The sequence below is a fragment of the Sphingorhabdus sp. genome, from assembly GCF_044239045.1.
Classification (GTDB): domain Bacteria; phylum Pseudomonadota; class Alphaproteobacteria; order Sphingomonadales; family Sphingomonadaceae; genus Sphingorhabdus_B.
In genome coordinates this window covers 29,905-55,657 of record NZ_JBIICD010000007.1, presented here as the reverse complement: position 1 = coordinate 55,657, position 25,753 = coordinate 29,905, and the positions used below count along the sequence as shown (strand labels likewise).

The window sequence follows — 25,753 nt, the reverse complement described above, 5'->3', positions numbered from 1 at the left end:
CAGTGTTGCAATCCTCTATTTAATCGCCCAATTAAATGCAGAGAGAGGAATCAGCCCATGAGCACACCAAGCCCCCAGGAACTCGCCGCCTTTGAAAAGCAATGCGACGCGTGGTTCGCCGAAAATACGGTGCGCGACCCCGGTTTCATGCTGCCCTTGACCTTCATGGAAGTGTCGACGGATCAGCAGTTTGATTTCCTCCGCAATTGGCAGCGTAAGGTTTACGAAGCGGGCTATTTCGGAATGTCTTGGCCCACCGAATATGGCGGCTATGGCATGCACCCTGAATATCAGCGTATCGCCACGCGGATCATGAAAAGCCATGATGCGCCGATCATGCTCAACGCGATTGCAAATGGCTGGACGGGACCGTTGTTGCTCGACATTGGCCGTGAGGAGGATAAGCGCCGCTTTATAAAGCCAATGCTCTCGGCTGAAGAAATCTGGTGTCAGGGGTTTTCGGAACCAGAGCATGGTTCCGACCTTGGCAGCGCGCAGACCAAAGCGGTTCGTGAAGGTGACGAATATGTCATCAATGGTTCCAAGATCTGGACCTCATTGGGCGACCGCGCCGATTATATGATCCTGCTCGCCCGCACATCCAATGACGGGCCAAGCAAATATGCAGGGCTTTCGTTCTTCCTTGCGCCGATGAAGATCCCCGGCGTCGAAACGCGGCGCCTGAAAAAATTGACTGGTGAATATGGCTTTACACAGTGTTTCTTCACCGATGCCCGCATTCCTGCTTCAGGCCTCGTCGGTGAAGAAGGGCAGGGCTGGATGGTCGCGATGAAGACGCTTGAGTATGAGCGTGGAGCGAAGGTCAATCCGGTCGGCGGCTATTTCGTCAAGGAAATGGACGTGATGGGCGTTATCGATATGGCGCGTTCGGCCAAGCGCGGCGGCAAGCCTGTGCTGGATGATCCCGTCATGCGTGACAGGCTTGTCGACTATATGATCGAAATTCAGGCGCTGAACCTCAACAACCAGCGCCGCCGCATGGCCCCGCTCACCAGTGATCGCCCGATGGGGCTGGCGTTGATGAACAAGCTGGCACGAACCGAGTTGGTGCGCGAATTGACCGAATTCTCCTTGCAGTTCCAAGGCACGCGCGCCGGCTATTATGTTGGCGACGAAAATGCGGTAGATGACGGCTATTGGCACCGGTCCTATTTGAACAGCTTCTCCGCCACGATTGGCGGCGGAACGAGCCAAATCCAGAAAAATATCATCGGTGAACATGTGCTTGGCCTGCCCAAAGGGCGGTGAGCGATTACGGATGTCGTAGCTCCGAGCGTTTAGACGGGACGACTCCACTGGGCACAGTCATTGCCTGGCAAGCGTCCTTCGACTGAGCTCAGGGCAAAGCTTTTTGTTTAGGAGAGTGTAAATGTCCGAAGTCCTAACCCAAGCTCAGGACGGTGTCCTGATCATCACGATCAACCGGCCCGACGCGAAGAATGCTGTCAACCAGGCGGTCGCACAAGGCATTGCTGCGGCCATGGAGCAGCTGGATAGCGACAAAAGCCTAAACGCGGGCATCATCACGGGTGCAGGCGGGACTTTCTGCTCTGGCATGGATCTGAAGGCATTTCTGCGTGGAGAGCTGCCCAGCATCAAGGGCAAGGGTTTTGCTGGCTTTATTGAATCCCCGCCCGCCAAGCCGCTCATTGGTGCAGTTGAAGGCTATGCGCTTGCAGGCGGCATGGAAATTGCGGTTGCCTGCGACTTGCTGGTGGCGAATGACAAAGCACAGTTTGGTATCCCTGAGGTGAAGCGGAGCCTTGTCGCCGCCGCTGGAGGCTTGCTGACGCTGCCATCGATTATCGGCAAGCGCATGGCTATGGAACTTGCACTGACAGGAGATTTCATCTCGGCCCATCGGGCGTATGAAATAGGTTTTGTGAACCGCGTGACAGACGGCGCTGCCATTGATGCTGCACTTGAGCTTGCGGCAAAGGTAGCTGCCAACGGACCGCTGGCGCTGATTGCGACGAAGCGTGTTATCAATGAGCGACCCGATTGGAACTCCACAGAGATGTGGAAGAAACAGAGCGAGATTTGCGCACCTGTTTTTGCCTCGAAGGACTCACGCGAAGGCGCATTGGCCTTTGCCGAAAAGCGTAAACCAAACTGGCAGGGGGAATAACATGGGCCATCCAACCGTTCACGCCGTCGCCAATCCCGATAAACCCGCCGTCACCATGGCGGGGTCGGGTGAGACTATCACATACAAGCAACTTGACGAACGTTCCAACCAGTGCGCCCATTTGTTTCGTACGCTTGGGCTTCAGCACGGCGATACAGTGGCAATTTGCCTCGAAAATCGTGCTGAATTTTTCGATATTGTCTGGGGCGCGCAGCGTGCAGGGCTGATCTACGTCGCCATTAGTTGCCGGCTCACCGCCTCCGAAATCGATTATATTCTGAAGGATAGCGGGTCAAAGGCACTTTTTGCCTCGCCTTATCTTGGCGCGGTGCTGGACCAGATTGAAAGCCCGGTGACGCGTTTCATCCTTGGCGGCGCACATGCCGGATGGGAAAATTATGCCTTAGCTGTCGCAGAAATGCCCATCACACCCGTGGTCGATGAGCGGGCTGGCACTGACATGTTGTATAGTTCCGGCACGACGGGGCAACCAAAGGGTATTCGCTTTCCGCTGCCCGAGGACGCCGATATTACCGCTCCCAATGTCCTTGCTGGCCTCGCCATGATGGCGTTCAAATTTTCGGGCGACAGCATCTATTTGTCGCCAGCACCGCTTTACCATGCCGCACCTTTACGTTGGTGTGCCGCGGTGCACCGCCTTGGCGGCACGGTTGTGGTGATGGAGAAATTTGATCCAGAAGCGGCGTTGGTAGCTATTGAAAGATACAAGATTACCGCCAGCCAATGGGTGCCAACGCATTTCGCACGTATGCTGAAGCTGCCCGAAGATGTGCGCGCTAAATATGACGTGTCCAGCTTGGAAACTGCGGTCCACGCCGCCGCGCCATGTCCAGTACCGATCAAGGAAGCGATGATTGAATGGTGGGGCCCAGTCCTGCGCGAATATTATGCCGGAACCGAGGGGCAGGGAATTACATTTATCTCAAGTGAGGAATGGCTGACGCATAAAGGTTCCGTTGGCCGTGCGTTGAATGCGACGATGCATATTTGCGACGAAGAAGGCGACGATGTGCCTGTGGGCCAAGAAGGCACGGTGTTCTTCGAAAGCGCCGCGTCTTTCAGCTACCATAATGACCCCGAAAAAACCAAAGGTGCGACCAATAAACATGGCTGGACCACATTGGGTGATGTTGGGCGGCTGGATGCAGAGGGCTATCTCTATCTCACTGACCGCAAAAGCTTCATGATCATTTCGGGCGGCGTAAACATCTATCCGCAAGAAATTGAAAACCATTTGGTCACGCACCCAAGGGTCCGCGATGTTGCGGTCATCGGTGGGCCGCATGACGAAATGGGTGAAGAGGTTATCGCCGTGGTGCAGCCGCTTGATATGGCCGACGCGGGCGATGATTTACGCGATGAACTGACCGCCTACGCGCGGGAAAAGCTATCGGGCATAAAAATTCCACGGCGCATTGATTTCCGCGAAGAGCTGCCTCGCCATGATACCGGAAAACTATATAAGCGCCTGCTGCGCGATGAATATTGGGCAAAGCAGGACAAGCCGACAACTTGAGGCAATAAAGCCGCAGACTCATCAGGAGATAGACAATGACCACGCAATATAAAAATCTGATCAACGGTGAACTGGTTGATAACGGCAAATGGATTGATGTCGTGAACCCTGCGACCGAACAGGTCATAGGCCAAGTGCCGGATTGCGGTCAGGCCGATCTCGACAAGGCGGTTGCCGCTGCCCGCGCAGCGTTCCAGACATGGAAGAAAACAAGCGTCGAAGAACGCCGGGCCTTGTTTGCGAAAATGGCAGAGGTGATCAAGACGAACAGCGACGAGCTCATGCGTTTGCTCACCGCGGAACAAGGCAAGCCGCATATGCAGGCGGGCAATGAAATCGCCGGCTGCGTAGGCATGACGCGCGCTTTGCCGATGCTAAATTTGGAAGAGAAAATCACAGAGGATAGCGACAAGCGCTTGAGCCGTACCCGCCGCGTGCCCGTTGGCGTGGTTGGCGGCATCGTGCCGTGGAACTTCCCTGTATTGATGGCGATTCAGAAGATTGTGCCTGCTTTATTGTCGGGTTGCACGATGGTGCTCAAACCATCACCCTTCACGCCGCTGGCGACCTTGCGATTGGCCGAGCTCGTGGCGGGCGTATTCCCAGCCGGCGTGCTCAACATCATCACGGGCGGCGATGCGCTGGGACCATTGCTGACGTCGCACCCAGACATCGACAAGATCACCTTCACGGGCTCGACTGCAACAGGCAAGCGCGTGATGGAGTCTGCGTCTAAGGATTTGAAGCGCATTACGCTTGAATTGGGCGGTAATGACGCCGCAATCGTTCTGCCCGATGCTGATGTCACCAAGGTGGCTGAAAAGCTGTTTTGGGCGAGCTTTTACAATGCTGGTCAAGTCTGCATCGCGGCCAAGCGTATCTATATTCACGAAGATATCTATGACGAATTGTCGGGCGCGATTGCGGCTTATGCCAAGGCGGTCAAGGTTGGCGACGGCGCTGAACAGGGCACCGCAATTGGCCCCATCCAGAACAAGCCACAATATAAGCGCGTGTTGGAGCTTATTCAGGACGCAAAGGACAAGGGCTATAAATTCCTCGCTGGCGGCGACCATGACCCATCGATTCCTGGCTATTTCGTGCCGGTGACTGTGCTTGATAATCCGCCCGAAGATGCGCGGATTGTGGCCGAAGAACAATTCGGTCCAGTCATGCCGTTAATGAAATTTTCGACAATCAATGAAGTCATTAGCCGTGCCAACGCTTCGGATTATGGACTTGCCGGTTCTATCTGGACCAGCAACCCAGAAGCTGCTGTGGAAGTTGCCGAGCAGTTGGAAACCGGCACAGTCTGGATTAACGAATCCATGCACCTCGCTCCCAACGCGCCTTTTGCCGGACATAAGCAGTCTGGTTTCGGTGCCGAATTGGGTGAGGAAGGCTTGCTTGAATTCACCTATCCGCAAGTGATCACGATAGCCCGCGAAGCGGCTTAAGCTTAAAACCTCCCCATCGGTTAAAGATGGGGAGGGCCTTGACTCTTCCCCTTCAAAGTTTAATCGTCTGATTAAATTTTGAACAACAGGAGAGTGAAAATGGCAGACGCCTATATTGTGGATGCGGTCCGTACCGCAGGTGGCCGTCGCGGCGGCAAGCTTGCCGGTGTGCATCCGGTGGATTTGGGTGCTGCGGTTCTCGATTCTATTGCCGACCGTAATGATTTCGACCCTGCGGCGATTGAAGACGTCATTATGGGTTGCGTCATGCAAGGGGGCGAGCAAGCAGGTGACGTTGGCCGCAACATCGTGCTGGCCTCACGCCTTCCGAATTCTATCCCTTCGGTCAGCATAGATCGCCAGTGCGGATCATCACAGCAGTCGATGATGTTTGCTGCGCAAGGCGTTATGTCGGGCACGCAGGATATTGTCCTTGCCGCCGGTATCGAAAGCATGACGCGCGTACCAATGGGCTCAACGTCGATGCTGTTTAAAAAAGAAGGCATGGGCACATATAAAAGCCCGCGTTTGGAAGAGGCCTATCCCGGCATCATGTTCAGCCAGTTTATGGGCGCTGAAATGCTGGTGAAAAAATACGGCTTTAGCCGCGAAGATCTCGACCAGTTCGCGCTGGAATCGCATCAAAAGGCTATTGCGGCCACGCAAAGCGGCGCATTTGCCAATGAAATTGTCGGCATGGAAGTTGATACGCCAGAAGGAAAGATAATCCACAATAGCGACGAGGGCATTCGCTATGACGCGACCTTTGAAAGCCTGTCCGGCGTCAAATTGCTTCAGGAAGGCGGGAGCATTACGGCCGCCAACGCCAGCCAGATTTGCGACGGCGCATCGGCGGTTCTAATCGTGTCGGAAAAGGCGTTGAAAGAACATGGCCTGACTCCGCGCGCGCGGATCGTCAACCTGACGGTGACCGCGGGTGACCCGGTGATCATGTTGGAAGAACCATTGTTTGCAACCGACCGCGCATTTCAGCGTTCGGGCATGAAAATATCCGACATCGATTTGTATGAGGTCAATGAAGCCTTTGCGCCAGTGCCTTTGGCTTGGTTGAAGCACACAGGCGGCGATCGTTCAAAAATCAACGTCCATGGCGGCGCGATTGCATTGGGTCATCCACTTGGCGCGTCGGGTACAAAGTTGATGGCGACATTGCTGAATGCGCTTGAAGCCCGTGGTGGCAAATATGGTTTGCAGACGATGTGTGAAGGCGGCGGTCAGGCCAACGTTACCATCATCGAGCGGGTGTAATTTAGCGCAGACATAAGCATAGCCGTAGCCCTGAGCCTGTCAAAGGGCGCGTTTCGGTTGAACGTGCTTGGACAGGCTCAGCACTTAGGTTTTTAAAAAGGGAATTTACATGAAACTGGATTCAACAGTCGCAGCAGTCGTTACTGGCGGTGCATCGGGCCTTGGCGAAGCAACCGCGCGTGCGCTGGCTGCAAAGGGTGTGAAGGTCGCGATTTTCGATCTTCAAGCCGACAAGGGCGAAGCGCTGGCCGCTGAAATTGGCGGCGTGTTTTGCAACGTCAATGTCACCAGCGACGAAAGCGTTGATGCTGGCTTCGCCAAGGCACGCGCCGCGCATGGTCAGGAACGTATCTTGGTGAACTGCGCCGGAACGGGCAACGCGGCGAAGACCGCCAGCCGTTCCAAGGAAGACGGTTCGATTAAGCATTTTCCCCTCGATGCTTTCGACCGCATTATTCAGATCAACCTCGTTGGTACCTTCCGCTGCATCGCAAAGTCGGCGGCTGGCATGTTGACGCTTGAGCCCATGGAAGATGGCGAGCGTGGCGCGATGGTGAATACTGCGTCGGTAGCGGCTGAGGACGGCCAGATGGGCCAAGCGGCTTATTCCGCATCCAAGGGCGGCGTTGTCGGCATGACCTTGCCAATCGCGCGCGATTTGATGAGCGAGGGCATTCGCGTGAACACTATCCTGCCGGGCATTTTCAACACGCCGTTGATGAATGGTGCACCGCAAGCCGTAAAAGATGCGCTTGCTGCATCTGTGCCCTTCCCGAAGCGCCTTGGCCATCCGCATGAATTTGCCCAAGTTGCTATGACGATGATCGAATGCGGGTATTTCAACGGTGAAGATGTGCGTATCGACGGTGCGATCCGGATGGCGCCGCGGTAAACGCAACACATTCCGTTCGTGTCGCGCATCGTTGAGACATTTTGAGGTCGTGGATGACTTATAAATGTCTAGACTGGGCGCGACACCGATAGAATAAAGGGTGCGGGTGGAACTGAAACAGAGGTGTGCAAGCGATGACTGAATTCACCCAAATCCAATATGCTGTCGCTGACGGCATCGCCACGATCACGATGCATCGTCCCGAAAAGATGAATGCTTTTACCAATGTTATGATGCGCGAAATGTGCACGGCATTTGATTTGGTCGACGCCGATGATGCCGTGCGTGCTGTCATCGTTACTGGGTCCGGTGAACGCGCCTTTTGTGCGGGCGCGGACCTTACGCCGGATGCGGGTGGCGATGTGTTTGCTAGCCGATCGGAGGTAGAATCGCTTTCAGACGAGCGCGTGCGCGACTCTGGCGGGCGGCTGACGCTACGAATTTTTCAATCCAAAAAGCCTGTCATTGGTGCCATCAACGGCGCTGCGGTCGGAATTGGCGCGACCATGCAACTGCCCATGGACTTCCGCTTGGCCAGTGACACTGCGCGCATTGGCTTTGTTTTTGCACGGCGCGGGATTGTGCCAGAGGCTGCCTCTAGTTGGTTCCTGCCGCGCTTGGTTGGCATGCAACAGGCGTTGGAATGGTGCATGACTGGCCGGGTATTTGACGCCGTGGAGGCATTGAACGGTGGCCTCGTCCGCTCTGTACACGCGCCGACCGAGTTAATGGAAGCGGCGCGCGCGCTGGCGCGTGAGATAGCTGACAATACGGCGCCGGTATCAATTGCCCTTACGCGTGCCATGTTGTGGCGGCTCTCTGCGGCCGAGCACCCGATGGCTGCGCATGCGATCGACAGCAGGGCAATTTACCGCCGTTCGCGGTCCGGTGATGCGAAAGAGGGCATTGCGAGCTTTCTGGAGAAACGCAGCCCGGCCTATCCTGACAAGGTGTCCACAGGCTTGCCAGATTTCTTCCCATGGTGGGACGAACCTGTTTATAAGTAACCTTAGGTAAAGGGGAAGCGGGCACCAATGGCGGCAACAGGACCAAGAGTGGCAAGCGATTCAGCCGATGGCAACAATGCGCGCGACCAATTGATTGAGGCCGCTAGCCAGATCATGCGCGAAGGCGACACGATTGACTTGTCATTATCGGAATTATCGCTGCGTGCTGGCCTGAACAGTGCTTTGGTCAAATATTATTTCGGCAATAAGAACGGCCTCATGCTGGCATTGCTCGATCGCGACATGGGCAATATTGTGCAAAGCCTTGGCGCTTTGGTGGCCAAAGACATGCAGCCGGCTGACAAATTGCGTATCCATATTGGCGCTGTCATCGACACTTATCACGCCTTTCCCTATCTCAACCTCTTGCTGATGCGTATGGTCCGTGACAGCGCCCCTGCTGAAGCGGCGCGCATTGCGGAACTATATCTCAAGCCGATTTCGAACGTTTATGAAGTGCTGATTGCGCAAGGCATAAAAGCGGGCAAATTCCGCAAAACAGACCCGCAATTTTTCTACTTCACGGTAACAGGCGCTGCCGACCGTTTCTATTCATCTCGGTTGGTGCTGCGCCATTGTTACAATCAGGACGATTTCGACGAGAATATGCGCGATGCCTATCGCGAGCATACCATTGATCTGATCATGCGCGGATTGCTGGTTTAGGTTATCCTGCCCTCAGGGAGAGGGAGCTGCATCCCCAATGCCGCCTTAATCTCGTCGCCATCGGCATCCAGCATCGGCGGATGAGCATAATTGGACACGGGCGTCCCTGCATAATGCACGGGATGTTTCATCGACCGGTATTTGCCGATGTCCGGCGATTCCCGTTCTTCAAAAAACCCAACATCGGCCAAATGCGGGTCGGCCAGCACATCGGCCATTCGGTTATATTTCATCGCCGGGATGTCATGCTGCGCCAATAGGTCAAGCCATTCGGCGGCGGTCCGCGTTGCGCTGACTTCCTCAATTAGCGCATATAATTCCCCAGTGTGCTTGGTACGTTCCTGATAGGTCGAAAAGCGGGGGTCATCGAAGACGTTGGGCCGCCCGCCCAGTTCAAAAAATGTTGCCCATTGCCGGTCATTATATGGGACGATAGCAATGTAGCTGTCCTTGGTCGGATAAGGCCGCCGACGCGGGTTGACCGAGCGTGTATAGCCCATGCGTCCATTGCCGGGGATGAAGGTTTCGCCCCACAAATTTTCGACCATGTTGAACCAGGTGAAGCATTCAAACATCGGCACTTGCACAAACTGCCCGCCCTGACCGCCTGCGCGGCCAAGCAGTGCAGCCATCGTGGCGTTGGCGGCAAACAGCCCGCTGACTTTGTCGGCGACAAGGCTGGGTGAATAGGTGGGTCGCCCGCCATCGCGCTGTTCGCTTAAGGCGGCAAAGCCGGACGCGGCCTGAATGAGGTCGTCATATGCCTGCCGCTCGCCATAAGCACCGCCCGCGCCAAAGCCAGCGCAATGCACGTATACGATGTTGGGGTTGATGGCCTTCACCGCCTCATAACCAAAACCAAGCCGCTCGACGCCTGCCATGCGGACATTGTGGATGAACACGTCGGCCTCTTCCAACAAAGCCTCGAGCACGGCTTTGTCCTCAGGCTTTTTAATGTTGAGGTTGATGGCTTTTTTGTTGCGGTTGAGCGCAGTGAAAATGGGACCATGCTGTTTGGTGGGCGAATCGCCTCCATGACGCATCATGTCGCCTGGCGTATTACCCTCACTATTTTCGATCTTGATTACCTCAGCGCCCAAATCGGCCAATTGCACAGTGGCATAAGGACCAAGCACAACTGTGGCCATGTCTACGACCTTAATGCCCTTCAACGGCCCGGTTGGTTCTGTGTCCCATGTCAATTTCGGCCATTTCGCCATGTGCGCTCTCCTTATCTCTTGCATCGACTGCTAGCATATTTAAGCGTGCAGTTAAGAGATAATCGGGAGTGAATGATGAGCAATTTTGATGCAAGCGCGCCGGTCATTATTGGTGTCGGCGAAGCCAGCCGAAAGACAGTTTCCGGCGAATGGCCAAGCCCGCGCGAATTGGCTGGCGCAGCTATCAAGGTTGCACTTGCCGATACAGGCCAGTCCCTATCGGTTGCGGCGGCGATTGACACCATTGCCGCGATCCGCACATTCGAGGACAGCGGCGTCAGCCTAGGCACAGGGTCGCCTGACAATGCGCCCGAAGCTTTTGGAGCAGCTGGCGGCATCAGCGCGGCGCGGCTGATTTACGCTGATGTCGGTGGTCAAAGCCCGCAGGCGATGCTGAACGAACTGGCGGGCGATATCCGCCACGGGACCTGTGCGGTTGCTGTGCTCGTGGCCGCCGAAGCGACCGGGACCGCAAAGCGCGCCCGTAAGGCGGGCGTGACTTTGGACTGGGGCTTGCCTTCGGACACCCCGTTCGACAATCGCCTTTCCACCTTCCCGATTTTAAGCCGAACGGAAATCCGCCATGGCATCATTTCCATGCCGCTGGCGTACAGCCTGATTGAAAATGCGCGGCGGATGGCGCTGAAGTTGGACGGTGACGTTTATGCGCACCAAATGTCAGCCTTATGGTCCGCCTTTTCCATTAAGGCCGAAACCCGCACCCATGCCCAATTTCCCGGTTTTCGATCCCCAGAGGCGCTGCAGAGCGATGACAATGGCAATTACCCGCTGACGGACATCTACCGTCGCTGGCATGTGGCGCAGGATGCGGTCGATTTGGGCGGCGCGGTCATCCTGACCAGCGCCGGCAAGGCCCGCGAATTGGGTGTGCCGCAAGATAAATGGGTGTGGTTGGCTGGCGCTGCTGAGGCCGCGGAGCCACCCTTGTCCGAACGTGCGGTCATTCACCGGTCTGCCGCGTTGGATTTCGCCATTCCTGCGGCGCTGGATCAAGCCGGAATCGCGGCGGCCGACCTTGGTCCTGTAGACATTTATAGCTGCTTTCCCTGCGCGGTATTCGCGGCGGTGGACAGCATGCAAGATGCAATGCGGGCGCTTGGCGACTATACGCTCACCGGCGGGCTCAGCTTCTTTGGCGGCCCGGGCAATGGCTATGGCATGTATAACATCGTCGCAATGGTTGACGCGTTGCGCCATGATGGATCTAAGCCCGCCTTGGTCACCGCCAATGGCGGCGTGATGTCGAAGCAGGCGGTTGGCATTTATACAGCTACGCAGCCAACTATCGCCTGGTCCGGCAATGTGGCAAAGGGCTATGCGCCAACGCCAGTAGCGCTCGATGATACGCCCAACGGCAAGGCGCGGGTGCGCAGCTTTGTGCGGTCCGCGGGCAAGGACGGTTTCGGTCCGGCAACATTGTTGCTGGAAACCGAAGGTGGCGCGCGTGCCATGGCAGTGATGGACGGCCCTGTGGATGCCGATCTTGGCACCGCGATCGTGCACGTCACCCCAGGTGAAAAACGCCATATTGCTGCACTAATTGGATAATCTACGGTTCATCCTTCGATACTTATGCTATGCAGCCATTGGAACCGGAGAAAATCGATGCACATTCTCAAATTGGCTGTCTTGGCCTTTCCTTTGACACTGGTCGCTTCATGCGGAAAGGTGGATAGCACCCCAAAGCCGCTGACCGAGAAGCAGAGCGCAGTCTTAGCGAAAGAACTGAACGGCAAGGTCGCGGGCACGCCCGTCAATTGCATCAGCGACTTTAACGCCACCAACACTATCCGCGTTAGCGACAATATCTTGCTCTACCGTGTGTCAGGCCGCTTGGTGTACCAAAACAACCTGCGCTCCGCGTGCAGCGGTCTGGCGCGCGACGATGACATCATGGTGTCTGAGCAATTTGGCAGCCAGAAATGCAAAGGCGACATCATCCGTCTGGTGGACCGGACCACAGGTATGACCGGCGGCGTTTGCAGCCTGGGTGACTTCGTCCCCTATCGTAGCGAAAAGGCCAAGGACTAGTTGAACTTCTTGTGATGCGGCGATCTTGTTCGGGGGACAATGGCTGCCCACTTGCGACTTCGCCTCTAGGCTGGCAAAGGGGCGCTTCTAACCGCATTTGAAAGCAAGATAATCCATGTCCGAGATGATCCGTGTCACCCTTCCCGATGGCTCCGCCCGTGAAGTTGCGCGTGGCACTACCCCTGCGGATATTGCGGCTGCCATTGGCCCTGGTCTTGCCAAGGCGGCGATCGCGGCGCGGGTGGATGGCGAATTGCGCGATATCATGCGTCCTATTGAGGCTGACGCTGAACTGGCGTTGGTGACTGCCCGTGATGAGGCGGACGCGCTTGAGCTCGCCCGCCACGATTTTGCGCATGTCTTGGCAGAGGCGGTGCAGACGCTGTTTCCTGGTACACAAATCACTTTTGGTCCATCGACCGATGACGGTTTTTATTATGACGTGATGGCACCTGCTTCGCGTGGTCCATTCACCATGGATGACCTGCCCGCGATTGAAGAGCAAATGCGCGAAATCATCCGCGTCGACAAGCCGCTGCGCCGCGAAGTGATGGCGCGTGATGCGTTGATTGCGACATGGCAAAATGCAGGCGAAAGCTTCAAGGCCGAATGGGCAGCGGAACTACCCGAGGGCGAGGAATTGTCGGTCTATTGGTCCGGTGATGACTGGATGGACATGTGCCGTGGGCCGCATTTGGCCTCAACCGGAAAGTTGGATCCGGCGGCGTTCAAACTGACGCGGGTGGCTGGCGCTTATTGGCGCGGCGACCAGAATAATCCGCAATTAAGCCGCATTTACGGCACGGGCTGGTTGAACAAAAAGCAACTCGATGCCCATCTGCTTCGGCTCGAAGAAGCCGCCAAACGCGACCATCGCCGTTTGGGCCAAGACATGGACCTGTTCCATTTGCAGCAAGAGGCACATGGTTCAGTCTTCTGGCATCCCAATGGCTATCTGATCTGGCGCGAACTTGAGGCCTATATGCGCCGGGCGATTGATGGCGCCGGTTATAAGGAAGTCAAAACGCCGCAGGTTATGGACGCGCGGCAGTGGGAGCAATCAGGGCATTGGGGCAAATATCGCGCCAACATGTTCGTGATCCCTGACGAAGTGCCCAATGTCGATGATGAGGGTCCCGTGATTTCTGGCGATGCTGACTGGATGGCGCTGAAGCCGATGAACTGTCCTGCACATGTCCTCATCTTCCGTCAGGGTATTAAATCTTATCGCGACCTGCCGCTGCGCATTTATGAAAATGGTTGCTGCCACCGCAATGAACCGCATGGTGCTTTACATGGCCTGATGCGCGTGCGTCAGTTCACACAGGATGATGCGCATATCTTCTGCCGCGAAGACCAGATTGTCGAAGAAGTGCAGGCATTTTGTGCGCTTGCCGACCGGGTCTACAAAGAATTTGGTTTCACTTATTCTATCAAGCTCGCGCTGCGTCCTGACCAACGGTTCGGATCGGATGCGGATTGGGACAAGGCGGAGAATGAACTGCGCGATGCAGTGGTCCGCGCTGGCCTTGCGACCGCCGAATTTGGTTGGGAAGAATTGCCAGGTGAAGGGGCGTTCTATGCGCCAAAGCTGGAATGGCACCTGACCGACGCGATTGGCCGCACATGGCAGGTGGGCACGATTCAGTCCGATCGCGTGCTGCCTGAGCGCCTAGATGCAAGCTATGTTGGAGAGGATGGCGCGCGCCATCGCCCCGTCATGCTGCACCGCGCGATTTTCGGCAGCTATGAACGTTTTATCGGTATCTTGATCGAACATTATGCGGGCCGCTTCCCTGTCTGGTTGGCGCCTGTGCAGGCGGTAGTCGCGACAATCACGTCCGAGGCCGATGGCTATGCGCATGACGTCACCGCGAAGTTGCGGGCTGCGGGCATTCGTATCGAGGCCGACACGCGCAACGAAAAAATCAATTACAAGGTGCGCGAACATAGCGTTGCCAAGGTGCCGCATTTGCTGGTGGTCGGCATGCGTGAGGCCGAAGAAGGCAAAGTTGCAATCCGTAGCCTTGGTTCCGACGGTCAGCGCATCATGACACTGGAAGAGGCCATTGCGATGCTGTCGCATGAAGCAACGCCGCCCGATTTGCGTTGAACCAATAGACGTTATTCAAGGAGATGGTGATGAAAACAGTTCCACTCACGCTTGCCGCTATAATGGTTCTCACGGCGTGCCAGCAACCAGCGGCGGAACAAGCCGCCGAAACCCCAGCGGCAACAGCAGATGCGACCGCCAGCTACAATGCCGCACAAAAGGCTTATGCAGCTGCCAATGACAAGATGCATTCCGGTATGGGCAATATCAATGCCGACGCCGATGTCGCGTTTATGCAAGGCATGATCCCGCACCATATGGGAGCAGTTGATATGGCGAAGGTTGCGCTGGAGCATAGTAAGGACCCCGAAGTCCGCGCGCTGGCGCAAAAGGTCATTGCCGCGCAAGAAGCCGAGATAAAGGACATGCAGGCATGGCTCGACAAAAAGGACGTGGCTGCGGAAAAGCCACTGACCGCGGCTGATCATGCCGCCATGGGGCACTGAACATTCAAGACCTGATTGGAATCGCCGCGGGGCAATTGTTGCTATTGGCGGCAATGACGTTCGGCGCGGCCTATATTCGCGGGCTGACCGGCTTTGGCATGGCCATCATTCTTGTGCCTTTGTTTGGGTTGATTGTTAAGCCGGGTGATGCTGTGGTCATCGCCATATTACTCCAGGTGTTGATTGGGCCTGTCGGCTTGAAAGTCATTTACGCCGACGCCCACCGGCAAAGTGCTCTGATGATTGCGGCATTCGCCATGTTGGCAACGCCGCTGGGGATATGGCTGCTCATGCACACAAGTCCGGATGTGGCGCGGCTGATGATAGCTGCCATCGCCATTGCGGCGTTTGTTCTCGTGCTGCTGCCGCAAAGAGGTGAACTTCGCCCCGGGCCAAAGGAAACCGCGCTGACGGGAATAGCCTCGGGCATCTTAACCGGTTTCGCCGCGATGCCCGGCCCACCTGTTGTGCCTTTTTATCTGCGGCAACCTATCCCACCCACGGAAGCCCGTGCGTCGATGATGCTGGTGTTTTTCGCCACCGCAATCGCGGGCACGATATCGGCTTTTGCCCTGGGACTTGCGAATGCGCGCTTATTGTGGCTGTCGCTTTTGTTGTTCCCGTCGGTGCTTGCCGGTAATTGGCTTGGCGCGAAATCTTTTGGCAGGGTGCCACCGACTGTGTGGCGCAGTTTTGTCGCGGCCGTCCTTGGCGTCGCTGGTCTTTCGGCGGTGCTGCGGCTTCTGAACTAGGCTCTATTTACCGAACTTACGCTGCGTCTTACCATAACGCATTTTGCGTGTGCCAGGCTGCCCCTCGGTTGCACGGCCTTTTGGCGCAGCGACATGTTGCTGTTGCGGCAGGCCAAGCTCGGTTGCCTCCAGTGACCGGATTTCGTCGCGCAGGCGGCCCGCCTCTTCAAATTCCAAATCAGCGGCAGCCGCGCGCATCTTCTTTTCCAGATCGTCAATATAGGCCCGCAAATTATGCCCAACGAGGTTGTTGGCGCCATCGGCATCAATTTCAACAAGCACTGAATCCCGGCTCGCGGTGTCGGCGACGATGTCATGGATGTCGCGTTTGATTGTGGCCGGGGTTATCCCATGTTTAACATTATACGCATGCTGCTTTTCGCGGCGGCGGTCGGTTTCGCGAATGGCGCGCTCCATGCTCCCGGTCATACGGTCGGCATATAGGATCACGCGGCCTTCTACGTTGCGCGCCGCGCGGCCGATTGTCTGGATTAATGACGTTTCGCTGCGCAAGAAGCCTTCTTTGTCGGCATCCAATATCGCGACCAACCCGCATTCGGGAATATCGAGACCTTCCCGAAGCAAGTTGATGCCCACCAGCACGTCATACACACCGCGTCGCAAATCGCGGATCAGTTCAATGCGCTCCAGCGTTTCTACATCGCTGTGCATATAGCGCACGCGCAACCCTGCCTCATGCATGAACTCGGTCAGGTCCTCCGCCATACGCTTGGTCAGCGTGTTAACTAAAGTGCGAAAGCCCGCCTCTGCCGTTTTGCGGCATTCGTTGATGCAATCCTGCACTTGGTCTTCGACAGGCTTGATCTCAACTGGTGGGTCGATAAGGCCCGTTGGGCGAATGACCTGCTCGGCAAAAACGCCGCCCGATTGCTCCATTTCCCACCCGCCCGGCGTTGCCGATACGCAGACCGTTTGCGGGCGCATAATGTCCCATTCGTTGAAGCGCAGTGGCCGGTTGTCAATGCAGGAGGGCAGGCGGAAACCATATTCAGCCAAGGTCAGCTTACGCCGATGATCGCCTTTGGCCATTGCATCGATTTGCGGCACCGTCTGGTGGCTTTCATCAACGAACAAAAGCGCATTGTCAGGCAAATATTCAAACAAGGTTGGCGGCGGTTCACCCGGCAAGCGGCCTGTTAGAAAGCGCGAATAATTCTCGATGCCCGCGCACGAACCCGTTGCGGCAATCATCTCAAGATCGAAATTCGTCCGCTCTTCCAACCGCTGCGCCTCCAACAACTTGCCTTCGGACACAAGCTCCTTCAATCGCTCGGTCAGCTCAAAGCGGATCGCTTCGCTGGCCTGCTTCATTGTTGGGCCGGGGGTCACATAATGGCTGTTGGCATAGATGCGCACGCTGTTCAGCTTCGCGCCGGTATGGCCGGTTAGCGGGTCGAACTCGGCAATTTCCTCAATCTCGTCACCAAAGAAACTGACGCGCCATGCGGTATCTTCATAATGCGACGGGAATATTTCGAGATTGTCGCCGCGCACCCGGAAATTACCGCGCGCAAAGCCCATGTCGTTGCGTTTATACTGCAGCGCGACCAGCTTGCGGATCAATTCACGTTGATCCACGCTCTCGCCCTTTTTCAGATCGAAAATCATTGCCGAGTATGTTTCGACGGAGCCGATGCCGTAAATGCAAGATACCGATGCGACGATGATCACATCATCGCGTTCCAACAATGACCGGGTCGCCGAATGGCGCATCCGATCAATGGCCTCGTTTACGCTGGATTCTTTTTCGATGTAGGTGTCGCTGCGCGGGACATAGGCCTCGGGCTGATAATAATCATAATAAGAAACGAAATATTCAACGGCATTGTCGGGAAAAAAGCTTTTAAACTCACCGTACAATTGCGCCGCCAATATCTTGTTTGGTGCAAGAATAAGCGCCGGACGCTGCAATGCCTCTATCACCTTGGCGACGGTGAAAGTCTTGCCCGACCCGGTGACGCCTAACAGAACCTGGTTCTTTTCCCCCGTCAGTGCCGTGTCGACAAGTTCGCGAATAGCTGTCGGCTGGTCACCCGCCGGCGCATAATCCGACACGATCTTAAACGGCCTGCCACCTTCCAACTTGGCTGGGCGTTCGGGGCGGTGCGGGGTGAAGGTGCCAACCGTGTCCGGTTCTTCCAGCCCACGGCGGATGATGAGCTCTGCCATCTTCGCTTTATGTGCCTTGCAGGCAGCAAGGGCAAGAGGCGTGCGTCGGAATGCAGGCCAATGCATCAAATTTACTTTCCTACACGGTAGATATTTGTTTTATCGCTGTTGCCTTTTGGAGGAGGCGGCGACACAAATATGGTCGAGAGAAATGAGGAGCTACGTCGTTGCTTAAACTTTTCCTTCTGAGCGCGGCTACGCTGGCATTATCTGCATGCTCGGACAAGGGTGCCGGCACCCACGCAGATAAGGACGGCAATGGCGTAATAGATGGGCAAGAGCGCGCCACCGCAATGGACAATGATGGGTTCATTCCGATGAAGGTGGGGCTTTGGGAAACCAATTTCGTCTTTGCGGACATCAATGTCTCAACCTTGGGTAAAGCCCAAAAGCAGCAGATCATGGATAAAGTGTCGAAAAGCACTTCCAGCCAAAGTTGCTTGACCGATGCCGAAGCCAAAAAGCCAGCGGCGGATTTCTTTGTCGGCAATGGCGCCGAAAAATGCGTTTACGAGGCGTTCGATGTTTCCGGGCAAAATGTGCGCATGAAATTGTCTTGCGGCATGGATAGCATAGGCCGCGTGGACACAGTACTTACCGGTGTCATGGGCAAAACCGAATTCAACTATGACAGCAAGGTTGAAGTTCGCCTGCCGATTGTCGGCAAGGTCGCGATGCAGGGCAAGGCAAACGGCAAATATTTGGGGGACTGTCCCGCGTCATGATATATCTACGCAACATATGGTTAGCTTGCGCAACGCTTGCGATAGTGATGGCCTTCGGATGGTCAGCGTCCGGCCGTGCGGAAACGCTGTCTGGCCAAACCGCTATCCGGCCTGCAATGGTCAAAGTCGACTTCACGTCAGACAGCCTGACCGTCGCGACGGTCGAGGGCGATGCAGGCGTTGCCGGGCGGGCCGTGACCATAGATGACCCAGCGCGGGTTGCGTCTATTTCGAAGCTGGTCGTTGCCGTTGGCGTTATGCGGCTTGTCGAGCAAGGCAAGCTCGACCTCGATCGAGACGTGAATGACTATCTGGGTTGGCGGGTCCGAAACCCGGCTTTTCCGGATACACCGATTACCTTACGCGCCTTGTTATCACATCAAAGCGGTTTGCGTGACTCTGTGGACTATATCGTGCCATTGGATGGCAGCCTTGAGGCCGTACTTGCTGACCCAAAGGCATGGGAACTGGGCCACGCGCCGGGCACATATTTTGCTTACGCCAATATCAATTCGCCTTTGATTGCGGCGGTACTGGAAGGCGCAACAGGCGAACGGTTTGACCGGCTGATGGCGCGGCTGGTATTGACGCCGCTCGGGTTGGATGCCTGTTTTAATTGGGGTGCCGGGTGCAGCGACGGGCGGCGCGCGGAAGCGGTCACATTGTTGCGGCCCAATGGAGACCTTGCGCTTGATGCACCGATGCATGGCCCTGATCCATGCGCGGTCTATCCGGCCAGCGACGGCAGTTGCGACGTTGATAAGCTCTACAAGTTTGGTCGCAACGGCTCGGCTTTTAGCCCGCAAGGCGGCTTGCGCATTTCGGCGCGTGATTTGGTAAAAATTGGTCAATTGCTATTGCGCGATGGCGCGCCGTTATTGTCGCCGAAAAGCTTTGCTGAGATGGTTGGTCCCGCCTGGACTTTCGACGGCAAAAATGGCGATGATGATAAAGGCTATTTTACAGGCTATGGCCTCGGCGTGCATTGGTTAACCGACAAGGCCGGCAATCGTTGGTTCGGCCATGTAGGGGAGGCATATTCGCTGCGCGCAGGTTTTTGGATCAACCCTGCCGAGCGCAGGGGTTTTTACCGCTACGTGACTATGGTCGATGAATTTTCAACGGTTGGGCATTGCTTTGACCGGTGCCCATGATAGCGTCGCGGACAGATAAATAAAAATTGGGATAACTAGGGGGAATAAGATGATTAAAGGGACAATTTTTGGCGCATTATTGGCCAGCGCATTGGTCGTAACGCCAGCTGCCGCGCAACCAGATTACGCTGACTCGATCAAGGCCGATTATGACAAGTCGCTGGCGAGCCTGTGGGACCATTTCCATCGTAACCCCGAATTGTCATTCCGCGAATTCAAAACCGCTGCGCGAATGGCGCAGGAACTGCGCGCTGTCCCCGGCATGCTTGTCACCGAGAAGGTTGGCGGCACCGGCGTCGTTGGCATGTTAAAAAACGGTGATGGACCAGTTGTCCTTGTGCGCGCGGACATGGATGGCCTTCCTGTGCAAGAACGCTCCGGTCTTGCGAATGCGTCCACGGTAAAACAGGTCGGGGTCGATGGCCTTGAAATGCCTGTGATGCACGCATGCGGCCATGATGTGCATATCACCTCATTGGTAGGCACCGCGCGCCAGCTGGCCCGGATGAAGGATCGTTGGAAGGGGACGGTATTGTTCATCGTCCAGCCTGCTGAAGAACGCGTTGGTGGGGCAAAGGCGATGATACAAGATGGGCTATACACCCGTTTTCCAAAGCCGGATTATGCATTGGCTTTCCATGTCGCGGCAGAACTTGAGACTGGTAAAATCTCTGCATCAGAAGGCATTCAATATTCGTCCGCCGATAGCGTTGATATCCGGGTTCCCGGCATTGCCACTCATGGCGCCGCACCCCATTTGGGTCGCGATCCGGTCTATATAGCCTCGCAGATCGTTGTCGGCCTGCAATCAATTATCAGCCGGGAAAAGGGACCATTGGACCCTGGCGTGATTACCGTCGGTGCTTTCCACGCCGGGACAAAGCACAATATCATCTCCGAATATGCCGACTTGCAGGTAACGGTGCGGTCTAACAGTCAGGCGGTGCGTGACCAGCTAATTACCTCTATTGAACGCGTCGCCAAGGGCATTGGCGCCGCACATGGCTTGCCGCAAGACAAGTTGCCGATTGTCACGGTGACGGAGAGCACACCAGTCACGGTCAATGACGGCGCGCTTGCCCGCCGTTTAAATGGGGCTATCGCCAATGCCTTAGGTAAGGATGTGGTGACACCATTCCGACAGACGGCCATGGGCGCTGAAGATTTCGCCTTTTTCGTGGACCAGAAGCATGGCATTCCGGGCTATTATTTCGCCGTTGGCGGGAGCAATCCTGCATGGATAGCCGCAGCCAAAAATGGCGGACCGCCAGTGGCTGGTCACCATTCGCCTTTGTTCAAAATTGATCCGGAACCATCCGTGCGATTGGGGATTGAGGCAACAACGGCTGCCGTGCTCGATTTGCTTGGACCAAGCAAAAATTGATCGGCCGGACCGGATAGGTGCAGGGAAACCTTTATGGCGCGCAAAAATCGTGATCATTACGAACCGGATGATGCGTCGACTGAGCCAGAATTAAGCTGCTGGCTCTGTTCGCGCCGAATGGGGAATGTGACTGAATGGCACCATCCCGTACCGAAAAGCCGGGGTGGGAAAGAGCGGCAACCGGTGCACCCAATTTGTCACCGGACCATCCACGCCAATTTCTCGAACAGCGATCTCGAAAAGCGCTTCGCTACTGTCGACGCTTTATTGGCGCATGACGAAATCGGACGGTTTGTAGACTGGATAGCCAACAAACCGCCCGACTTTAACGCACCAACCAAAGACCGGCGTTAGCCCGCTTTTTCTGGCATCATCGACGAATGCAAATGGTCGATTTTCCACGCGCCGTCTTCGATCCGATACAGGAATGAATAGCGCGCCTTAATGTCGGTTTTGGCACCTGTGGACGGGTCCGTCACCGTGACCGTCCATGTTCCCAACCGCGCAGCGGTGTTGCAGCCGATTTTGACGGTGCTGCTGTTGATTGTTCCGACAGGGCTAGGCTTTAGGAAGCCGACAAAATAGTCACGGATGCTGGCGTGATCTGTTCGCGGCGTATTGGAAACGGTTGCCAGCAACACAGCGTCCTTCGTGAACAACTGCGTCACTGTATCTGGATTTTTCGTGGCCCATGCATTGTTGAACGCGCCAAAAAGCGATTCAACCTCGGCCTGGGTCACGACGGCGCATTGCATGGATTTAGAAGACTTTGCGTGAGCGGGAACCGCAATAACCGACGCGATCGCGAAAGCACTTAAAACGAACTTATTCATTTCATCTTTCTCCTATTGTTAATGCACATATGAGTTAGGGTATACTAGGCTTAACCTCCTTCCAGCTTCATCGAAAAACTGATCCTAATCCCGAGTTTTTAATGGGAAACCAAGGTGGGGATTTGAACATTTTTGAGGATGTCCGCAGTGGCACTTCCCAATATAAAGCTGCGTAATCGCGAATGCCCAAAGGCGCCCATGATCAGCATATGGGAGCCAGCGGCAATTGCTTCTTGTTGGAGCGCTGATCCAATAGTGCGTCCGAACAGCGCAGCGTTTAGATGGTCCGCCTGGACGCCGCGTTGGGTAGTAACTTGGACAAGTGCGTGGGTATCTAGGTCTGTTGGCATTGGCTTTTCGCCCACGATCGTGATGAAGTGCAACTGTTCAGGTCCAAGCAGTGTTATAGCATCGCCCAACGCACGTGCAGCGGCCGAGGTGTTATCCCAAGCAACACCTAACGCGCCGTTTTGGTAGGGCGCATCATAGGCTTCGGGTACAACAATGACTGGTCGGCCGCTTTCGAACATAAGATATTCGGCAACCATCCGTTCGTTTAAAAGTCCTGAGCTTTGGCTGCCAATTATACTTATGTCGTGCAATCGCGCATGTTCAGCCACGACTTCGTGGACACCCAAGACATGCGAATGTTCGGTAATTAACGTACACTCTAAACCAGCCGCTTGAGCAGCAGAGCGCAAATGCAACGCCACGGATTGCACATCTGTATCGCGTTCAGGCGTCGTAACATCGAGCGCCACAGTGAAAATCGTAAGCTGTGCGCCGAACGCTTTGGCGAGGCTGATAGCAAAACCCACTGGCCCTTTACCAATCGCGGCGGTTTCCGCAGGCGCAAAGAGAAATATTGATTTCATAGCCATCTGTTTTCTCCTTAATGGGATGCTTGTGAATGGCCGTCATCCTTGGTCTTCCAGAGGGAAAACAGGATGCCGCCCAAGATAAGGCCGAAGGTAACGCCAAGGCTCAAGACGGGCGGGAATTTGTCTCCATCCAGCAGGAAGTCTGACACGAAGATCTTTGAACCAATGAAGACCAAAACAAGCGCCAGAGCGTATTTGAGATAATGGAAGCGATGGACCATCGCTGCCAACGCAAAATACAAAGCACGCAGGCCCAATATGGCCATGATGTTGGACGTATAGACAATGAAGGTATCGGTGGTGATCGCAAAGATCGCGGGTACCGAGTCCACCGCAAACACGAGGTCAGCTAGGTTGATGACGACCAGCGCCAAAAACAATGGCGTGGCAGCGCGCACCATCTTGCCCGTCTTCTCGTCAGGCACCTTGACGAAAAACTTCTCGGCATGAAGCTCCTTGGTCACGCGCATATGTGTCGAGATATATTTGACGACTGGGTTCTTGGCGACGTCCATTTCCTGATCACCCGTGAACAGCATCTTGATACCAGTTCCAACCAGGAAGACGGCGAAAATGTAGAGTGTCCAATAATATTCCTGCACAATGGCAGCACCTGCCGCGATCATTAAACCACGCAAGACAATTACCGCGATAATACCCCATAAAAGCGCACGATATTGATATTTGCGTGGTATTGCGAAGAAGGTGAATATCAGGCTGATGACAAAGACATTGTCTATCGACAGCGCCTTTTCGATGAAAAAGCCGGTATAATATTTCATGCCCATGTCGGCGCCTTTTTGGAACCAGACCCATAGGCCAAACAGCATGGCAATGCTGATATAGAAAGCGGACAGCTTCAGGCTCTCGGCGATGCCCATTTCCTTGTCCTCTTTATGCAGGATGCCAAGGTCAAAAGCCGTGAGCGTGATAACAATGCTCAGAAAAGCGAGCCAAAACCAGACTGGTGTCCCCAACCAATCCATTGTCAAAAATTCCATGAAATATTCCCTGTTTTAACTAATGTCGTGCACCACGCGGTCGAAACCCGCGTGGTGCGTAAGATTTAAAATTTTAGATTTTTCTAAGCCGCAATGGCCCTCGCAAAGGGGCTTTTGCATGGCTCTCAAGCCGATCTTTGATCGCCAGCTTAAGCCGCTTCAGTTTTTGAACGCGAAACATATCGGGCCAGCGCCGCGTAATTTCGGCGCGTAACTCGCGGTCAATCTTCTGGTGATATTGCAACAATCGGAATGACGAAAATGTCATAGCTCATCCTCTTTGAACATTGTTTAAGTTCAATCGGATGTTCCGGGCATGGTTTAGCGTATTTCGGGGGTATGTGAAGACCGCCTGACCACTGCACCGGAAACATCCGATGCGGCCGACATCACGTTCCTTCCGAAGAAGCGAGCGTCAGAGGGGCCCGGTCCGCCGCCATGTTATGGAGCGATTTAATCCGAATTGCAACAGGATTGGGTCTCAAGAAACTCGGTTCGTCGAGTTAATCCCTCAACAGGTCGTTGATTGCGGTCTTTGCACGGGTCTGCGCATCGACGCGTTTGACGATAACGGCGCAGGACAAATTGGGCCCGGGGCTGCCATCGGGCAAGGCCTTGCCGGGGATCGAGCCTGGCACCACGACCGAGTAAGCGGGGACGCGGCCAACGAATATCTCGCCTGTCGTGCGATCGATAATCTTGCTGGTTGAGCTGATGAACACGCCCATGGATAGAACGGCGCCTTCTTCGACGATCACGCCCTCGACAACCTCCGACCGCGCTCCGATGAAGCAATTGTCTTCGATGATTACTGGCCCGGCCTGCAATGGTTCCAACACGCCGCCAATGCCAACGCCACCAGACAAATGCACATTCTTACCAATTTGCGCGCAACTACCGACTGTGGCCCAAGTATCGACCATTGTTCCATCGTCCACGCGCGCGCCAATGTTGACAAAGCTGGGCATCAGGATGACGTTTTTGCCTATATAGCTGCCATGTCGGGCGACGGCCCCGGGCACGACGCGGAAACCTGCATTGCGGAAACGGTCGGCATCCCAACCGCTGAATTTCGAAGGCACCTTATCATAAGCAGGCGCACCGGACGCCCCGCCATCGACCAAAATATTGTCGTTCAGGCGGAACGACAAAAGCACAGCTTTTTTCAACCACTGGTGAACCTGCCAACTGCCCGACAGCTTCTCCGCAACGCGGTATGACCCATCATCTAAGCCAGCCAAAGCCGTCTGCACCGCGTCGCGCACTTGGCCTTGGGTCGCGCTAGAAATGCTATCGCGTGCATCCCATGCAGCATCAATGATCGTGGCAAGTTGGTCGGTCATATCGTTCTTTCAATGGCGTGGATTGAGGAAAGCCATCCACTTATGTCGGCAATCTCATGATCAATGAATGCTTCTACACCGCTGCTATCAGCTCCGATGTCGTGATTCACCCAAATAGTTGTCATGCCCAAGGCTTTTGCGGGACCGAGATTATGCGCTGAGTCCTCGACAAAAAGCGCGCGGGTGGGGTCAATATGGAGCTCAGTGCACAGCCTGTCATAACTCGTGGGTGCCGGCTTTGGCAGATGCTGCATCCGGTGAATGTCGAATATATCTTCAAACACGCCATCAAGACCCCGCGCCATCAAAACCCGCTGTGCATAAGGTGCATCTGCATTGGTGAAGATCAGCTTGCGTCCCGGTAAAGCTTCGATCTGGTCGCGGAGATCGGTAGCAGGCTGCAACAGGCTCATGTCCACATCATGGACGAAATCGAGATAACCATGCGGGTCAACGCCATGCTCGGCCATCAATCCACCCAGCGTGGTTCCATATTTCTTCCAATAAGTATGCCGGATTTGGTGCGCAGCGTCTGAGCCGATGTTAAAATGCCGTTCAACATATAACGCAATTCGGTCCCGAACTTGCGCCATGATATTTGCCTCTGGCCCGTAAAGGGTAAGGTCTAGATCAAAAATCCAACTGTCGATATGTTCGAAACGCGAAAGCATCCAGCTGCCTA

At 55.2% G+C, this 25,753-nt stretch carries 25 protein-coding genes; 17 read left to right on the top strand and 8 right to left on the bottom strand.

Annotation, left to right across the window (positions count from 1 at the left end):
• Positions 1–57: 57 nt before the first annotated feature.
• From ACILP4_RS04305 to ACILP4_RS04270, 8 genes are all read left to right on the top strand, one after another.
• Entirely contained in the window at positions 58–1,269 is a 1,212-nt protein-coding gene (locus ACILP4_RS04305) for an acyl-CoA dehydrogenase family protein (RefSeq protein WP_395619516.1), read from the top strand.
• 121 nt (positions 1,270–1,390) lie between these two features.
• Complete coding sequence (locus ACILP4_RS04300) at positions 1,391–2,149, top strand: crotonase/enoyl-CoA hydratase family protein (RefSeq protein ID WP_395619515.1); 759 nt, start codon at positions 1,391–1,393, stop codon at positions 2,147–2,149.
• Between the two features lies 1 nt (position 2,150).
• Positions 2,151–3,686 carry an acyl-CoA synthetase gene (locus ACILP4_RS04295; protein ID WP_395619514.1) on the top strand — a complete coding sequence of 512 codons (1,536 nt, stop codon included), beginning with the start codon at positions 2,151–2,153 and terminating at the stop codon, positions 3,684–3,686.
• Positions 3,687–3,721: 35 nt separating this feature from the next.
• The gene (locus ACILP4_RS04290; protein WP_395619513.1) at positions 3,722–5,143 is read left to right on the top strand and encodes an aldehyde dehydrogenase family protein; all 1,422 of its coding nucleotides are present in this window, start codon (positions 3,722–3,724) and stop codon (positions 5,141–5,143) included.
• Positions 5,144–5,242: 99 nt separating this feature from the next.
• Positions 5,243–6,412 carry an acetyl-CoA C-acetyltransferase gene (locus tag ACILP4_RS04285; protein WP_395619512.1) on the top strand — a complete coding sequence of 390 codons (1,170 nt, stop codon included), beginning with the start codon at positions 5,243–5,245 and terminating at the stop codon, positions 6,410–6,412.
• A gap of 109 nt (positions 6,413–6,521) precedes the next feature.
• Positions 6,522–7,304: an SDR family NAD(P)-dependent oxidoreductase gene (locus tag ACILP4_RS04280; RefSeq protein WP_183939022.1), complete on the top strand. Its 783-nt coding sequence runs from the start codon at positions 6,522–6,524 to the stop codon at positions 7,302–7,304.
• A 134-nt stretch (positions 7,305–7,438) separates the two neighbouring features.
• The gene (locus ACILP4_RS04275) at positions 7,439–8,311 is read left to right on the top strand and encodes a crotonase/enoyl-CoA hydratase family protein (protein ID WP_395619511.1); all 873 of its coding nucleotides are present in this window, start codon (positions 7,439–7,441) and stop codon (positions 8,309–8,311) included.
• Between the two features lie 48 nt (positions 8,312–8,359).
• Positions 8,360–8,977, top strand: a complete 618-nt coding sequence (locus tag ACILP4_RS04270) for a TetR family transcriptional regulator (RefSeq protein WP_395619510.1) — start codon at positions 8,360–8,362, stop codon at positions 8,975–8,977.
• On the opposite strand, the gene ACILP4_RS04265 is transcribed toward ACILP4_RS04270, so the two are convergent.
• A complete protein-coding gene (locus ACILP4_RS04265; protein WP_395619509.1) occupies positions 8,974–10,197 on the bottom strand; it encodes a CaiB/BaiF CoA transferase family protein in 1,224 nt (407 codons plus the stop codon). The two genes, ACILP4_RS04270 and ACILP4_RS04265, sit on opposite strands and share 4 nt — an antisense overlap.
• Positions 10,198–10,272: 75 nt before the next feature.
• Between ACILP4_RS04265 and ACILP4_RS04260 the strand changes: the two genes are divergently transcribed.
• The 5 genes from ACILP4_RS04260 to ACILP4_RS04240 all read left to right on the top strand — a co-directional run bounded on the left by ACILP4_RS04260 (position 10,273) and on the right by ACILP4_RS04240 (position 15,560).
• Positions 10,273–11,766: a hypothetical protein gene (locus tag ACILP4_RS04260; RefSeq protein WP_395619508.1), complete on the top strand. Its 1,494-nt coding sequence runs from the start codon at positions 10,273–10,275 to the stop codon at positions 11,764–11,766.
• A gap of 57 nt (positions 11,767–11,823) precedes the next feature.
• Positions 11,824–12,249: a hypothetical protein gene (locus ACILP4_RS04255; RefSeq protein WP_395619507.1), complete on the top strand. Its 426-nt coding sequence runs from the start codon at positions 11,824–11,826 to the stop codon at positions 12,247–12,249.
• A gap of 115 nt (positions 12,250–12,364) precedes the next feature.
• Positions 12,365–14,362 carry a threonine--tRNA ligase gene (gene thrS, locus ACILP4_RS04250; protein ID WP_395619506.1) on the top strand — a complete coding sequence of 666 codons (1,998 nt, stop codon included), beginning with the start codon at positions 12,365–12,367 and terminating at the stop codon, positions 14,360–14,362.
• 29 nt (positions 14,363–14,391) lie between these two features.
• Positions 14,392–14,808, top strand: a complete 417-nt coding sequence (locus ACILP4_RS04245) for a DUF305 domain-containing protein (RefSeq protein WP_395619505.1) — start codon at positions 14,392–14,394, stop codon at positions 14,806–14,808.
• Positions 14,809–14,861: 53 nt separating this feature from the next.
• Positions 14,862–15,560: a sulfite exporter TauE/SafE family protein gene (locus ACILP4_RS04240; RefSeq protein WP_395619573.1), complete on the top strand. Its 699-nt coding sequence runs from the start codon at positions 14,862–14,864 to the stop codon at positions 15,558–15,560.
• Positions 15,561–15,563: 3 nt separating this feature from the next.
• Here ACILP4_RS04240 and uvrB read toward each other — a convergent pair whose 3' ends face one another.
• Positions 15,564–17,750 carry an excinuclease ABC subunit UvrB gene (gene uvrB / locus ACILP4_RS04235; protein ID WP_395619572.1) on the bottom strand — a complete coding sequence of 729 codons (2,187 nt, stop codon included), beginning with the start codon at positions 17,748–17,750 and terminating at the stop codon, positions 15,564–15,566.
• A 167-nt stretch (positions 17,751–17,917) separates the two neighbouring features.
• Here uvrB and ACILP4_RS04230 point away from each other — a divergent pair, with 167 nt between their 5' ends.
• Genes ACILP4_RS04230 through ACILP4_RS04215 form a run of 4 tightly spaced genes read left to right on the top strand, consistent with a single transcriptional unit; the run spans position 17,918 to position 21,367 of the window.
• Positions 17,918–18,475 (top strand): DUF3617 domain-containing protein, encoded by a 558-nt coding sequence (locus tag ACILP4_RS04230; RefSeq protein ID WP_395619504.1) that lies wholly within the window; start codon positions 17,918–17,920, stop codon positions 18,473–18,475.
• 47 nt (positions 18,476–18,522) lie between these two features.
• On the top strand, positions 18,523–19,629 hold the full coding sequence (locus ACILP4_RS04225) for a serine hydrolase domain-containing protein (protein ID WP_395619503.1): 1,107 nt from the start codon (positions 18,523–18,525) through the stop codon (positions 19,627–19,629).
• Between the two features lie 49 nt (positions 19,630–19,678).
• Complete coding sequence (locus tag ACILP4_RS04220; protein WP_395619502.1) at positions 19,679–21,013, top strand: amidohydrolase; 1,335 nt, start codon at positions 19,679–19,681, stop codon at positions 21,011–21,013.
• Positions 21,014–21,046: 33 nt separating this feature from the next.
• A complete protein-coding gene (locus tag ACILP4_RS04215) occupies positions 21,047–21,367 on the top strand; it encodes an HNH endonuclease (RefSeq protein WP_395619501.1) in 321 nt (106 codons plus the stop codon).
• On the opposite strand, the gene ACILP4_RS04210 is transcribed toward ACILP4_RS04215, so the two are convergent.
• The 6 genes from ACILP4_RS04210 to ACILP4_RS04185 form a co-directional block, all read right to left on the bottom strand.
• Complete coding sequence (locus ACILP4_RS04210) at positions 21,364–21,753, bottom strand: SgcJ/EcaC family oxidoreductase (protein ID WP_395619500.1); 390 nt, start codon at positions 21,751–21,753, stop codon at positions 21,364–21,366. The two genes, ACILP4_RS04215 and ACILP4_RS04210, sit on opposite strands and share 4 nt — an antisense overlap.
• Positions 21,754–21,944: 191 nt before the next feature.
• Positions 21,945–22,727 carry a universal stress protein gene (locus ACILP4_RS04205; RefSeq protein WP_395619499.1) on the bottom strand — a complete coding sequence of 261 codons (783 nt, stop codon included), beginning with the start codon at positions 22,725–22,727 and terminating at the stop codon, positions 21,945–21,947.
• Between the two features lie 11 nt (positions 22,728–22,738).
• Complete coding sequence (locus ACILP4_RS04200) at positions 22,739–23,728, bottom strand: TerC family protein (RefSeq protein ID WP_395619498.1); 990 nt, start codon at positions 23,726–23,728, stop codon at positions 22,739–22,741.
• Positions 23,729–23,801: 73 nt separating this feature from the next.
• Positions 23,802–23,996 (bottom strand): DUF465 domain-containing protein, encoded by a 195-nt coding sequence (locus ACILP4_RS04195; protein WP_395619497.1) that lies wholly within the window; start codon positions 23,994–23,996, stop codon positions 23,802–23,804.
• A 235-nt stretch (positions 23,997–24,231) separates the two neighbouring features.
• Positions 24,232–25,071 carry a 2,3,4,5-tetrahydropyridine-2,6-dicarboxylate N-succinyltransferase gene (gene dapD / locus ACILP4_RS04190; protein WP_395619496.1) on the bottom strand — a complete coding sequence of 280 codons (840 nt, stop codon included), beginning with the start codon at positions 25,069–25,071 and terminating at the stop codon, positions 24,232–24,234.
• Entirely contained in the window at positions 25,068–25,742 is a 675-nt protein-coding gene (locus tag ACILP4_RS04185; protein WP_395619495.1) for a pyrimidine 5'-nucleotidase, read from the bottom strand. The genes dapD and ACILP4_RS04185 overlap by 4 nt, the downstream gene beginning before the upstream one ends.
• Positions 25,743–25,753: the final 11 nt, after the last annotated feature.

Bases quoted from the DNA above. Each gene is read 5' to 3' on its own strand.
- ACILP4_RS04185 (WP_395619495.1), bottom strand. From the start codon at position 25,742: ATGCTTTCGCGTTTCGAACATATCGACAGTTGGATTTTTGATCTAGAC.
- ACILP4_RS04290 (WP_395619513.1), top strand. From the start codon at position 3,722: ATGACCACGCAATATAAAAATCTGATCAACGGTGAACTGGTTGATAAC.
- ACILP4_RS04300 (WP_395619515.1), top strand. From the start codon at position 1,391: ATGTCCGAAGTCCTAACCCAAGCTCAGGACGGTGTCCTGATCATCACG.
- dapD (WP_395619496.1), bottom strand. From the start codon at position 25,071: ATGACCGACCAACTTGCCACGATCATTGATGCTGCATGGGATGCACGC.
- ACILP4_RS04205 (WP_395619499.1), bottom strand. From the start codon at position 22,727: ATGGCTATGAAATCAATATTTCTCTTTGCGCCTGCGGAAACCGCCGCG.
- ACILP4_RS04275 (WP_395619511.1), top strand. From the start codon at position 7,439: ATGACTGAATTCACCCAAATCCAATATGCTGTCGCTGACGGCATCGCC.
- ACILP4_RS04265 (WP_395619509.1), bottom strand. From the start codon at position 10,197: ATGGCGAAATGGCCGAAATTGACATGGGACACAGAACCAACCGGGCCG.
- ACILP4_RS04280 (WP_183939022.1), top strand. From the start codon at position 6,522: ATGAAACTGGATTCAACAGTCGCAGCAGTCGTTACTGGCGGTGCATCG.
- ACILP4_RS04220 (WP_395619502.1), top strand. From the start codon at position 19,679: ATGATTAAAGGGACAATTTTTGGCGCATTATTGGCCAGCGCATTGGTC.
- ACILP4_RS04240 (WP_395619573.1), top strand. From the start codon at position 14,862: ATGACGTTCGGCGCGGCCTATATTCGCGGGCTGACCGGCTTTGGCATG.
- ACILP4_RS04255 (WP_395619507.1), top strand. From the start codon at position 11,824: ATGCACATTCTCAAATTGGCTGTCTTGGCCTTTCCTTTGACACTGGTC.
- thrS (WP_395619506.1), top strand. From the start codon at position 12,365: ATGTCCGAGATGATCCGTGTCACCCTTCCCGATGGCTCCGCCCGTGAA.
- ACILP4_RS04225 (WP_395619503.1), top strand. From the start codon at position 18,523: ATGGCCTTCGGATGGTCAGCGTCCGGCCGTGCGGAAACGCTGTCTGGC.
- ACILP4_RS04295 (WP_395619514.1), top strand. From the start codon at position 2,151: ATGGGCCATCCAACCGTTCACGCCGTCGCCAATCCCGATAAACCCGCC.
- uvrB (WP_395619572.1), bottom strand. From the start codon at position 17,750: ATGGCAGAGCTCATCATCCGCCGTGGGCTGGAAGAACCGGACACGGTT.
- ACILP4_RS04285 (WP_395619512.1), top strand. From the start codon at position 5,243: ATGGCAGACGCCTATATTGTGGATGCGGTCCGTACCGCAGGTGGCCGT.
- ACILP4_RS04245 (WP_395619505.1), top strand. From the start codon at position 14,392: ATGAAAACAGTTCCACTCACGCTTGCCGCTATAATGGTTCTCACGGCG.
- ACILP4_RS04200 (WP_395619498.1), bottom strand. From the start codon at position 23,728: ATGGAATTTTTGACAATGGATTGGTTGGGGACACCAGTCTGGTTTTGG.
- ACILP4_RS04195 (WP_395619497.1), bottom strand. From the start codon at position 23,996: ATGACATTTTCGTCATTCCGATTGTTGCAATATCACCAGAAGATTGAC.
- ACILP4_RS04215 (WP_395619501.1), top strand. From the start codon at position 21,047: ATGGCGCGCAAAAATCGTGATCATTACGAACCGGATGATGCGTCGACT.
- ACILP4_RS04305 (WP_395619516.1), top strand. From the start codon at position 58: ATGAGCACACCAAGCCCCCAGGAACTCGCCGCCTTTGAAAAGCAATGC.
- ACILP4_RS04260 (WP_395619508.1), top strand. From the start codon at position 10,273: ATGAGCAATTTTGATGCAAGCGCGCCGGTCATTATTGGTGTCGGCGAA.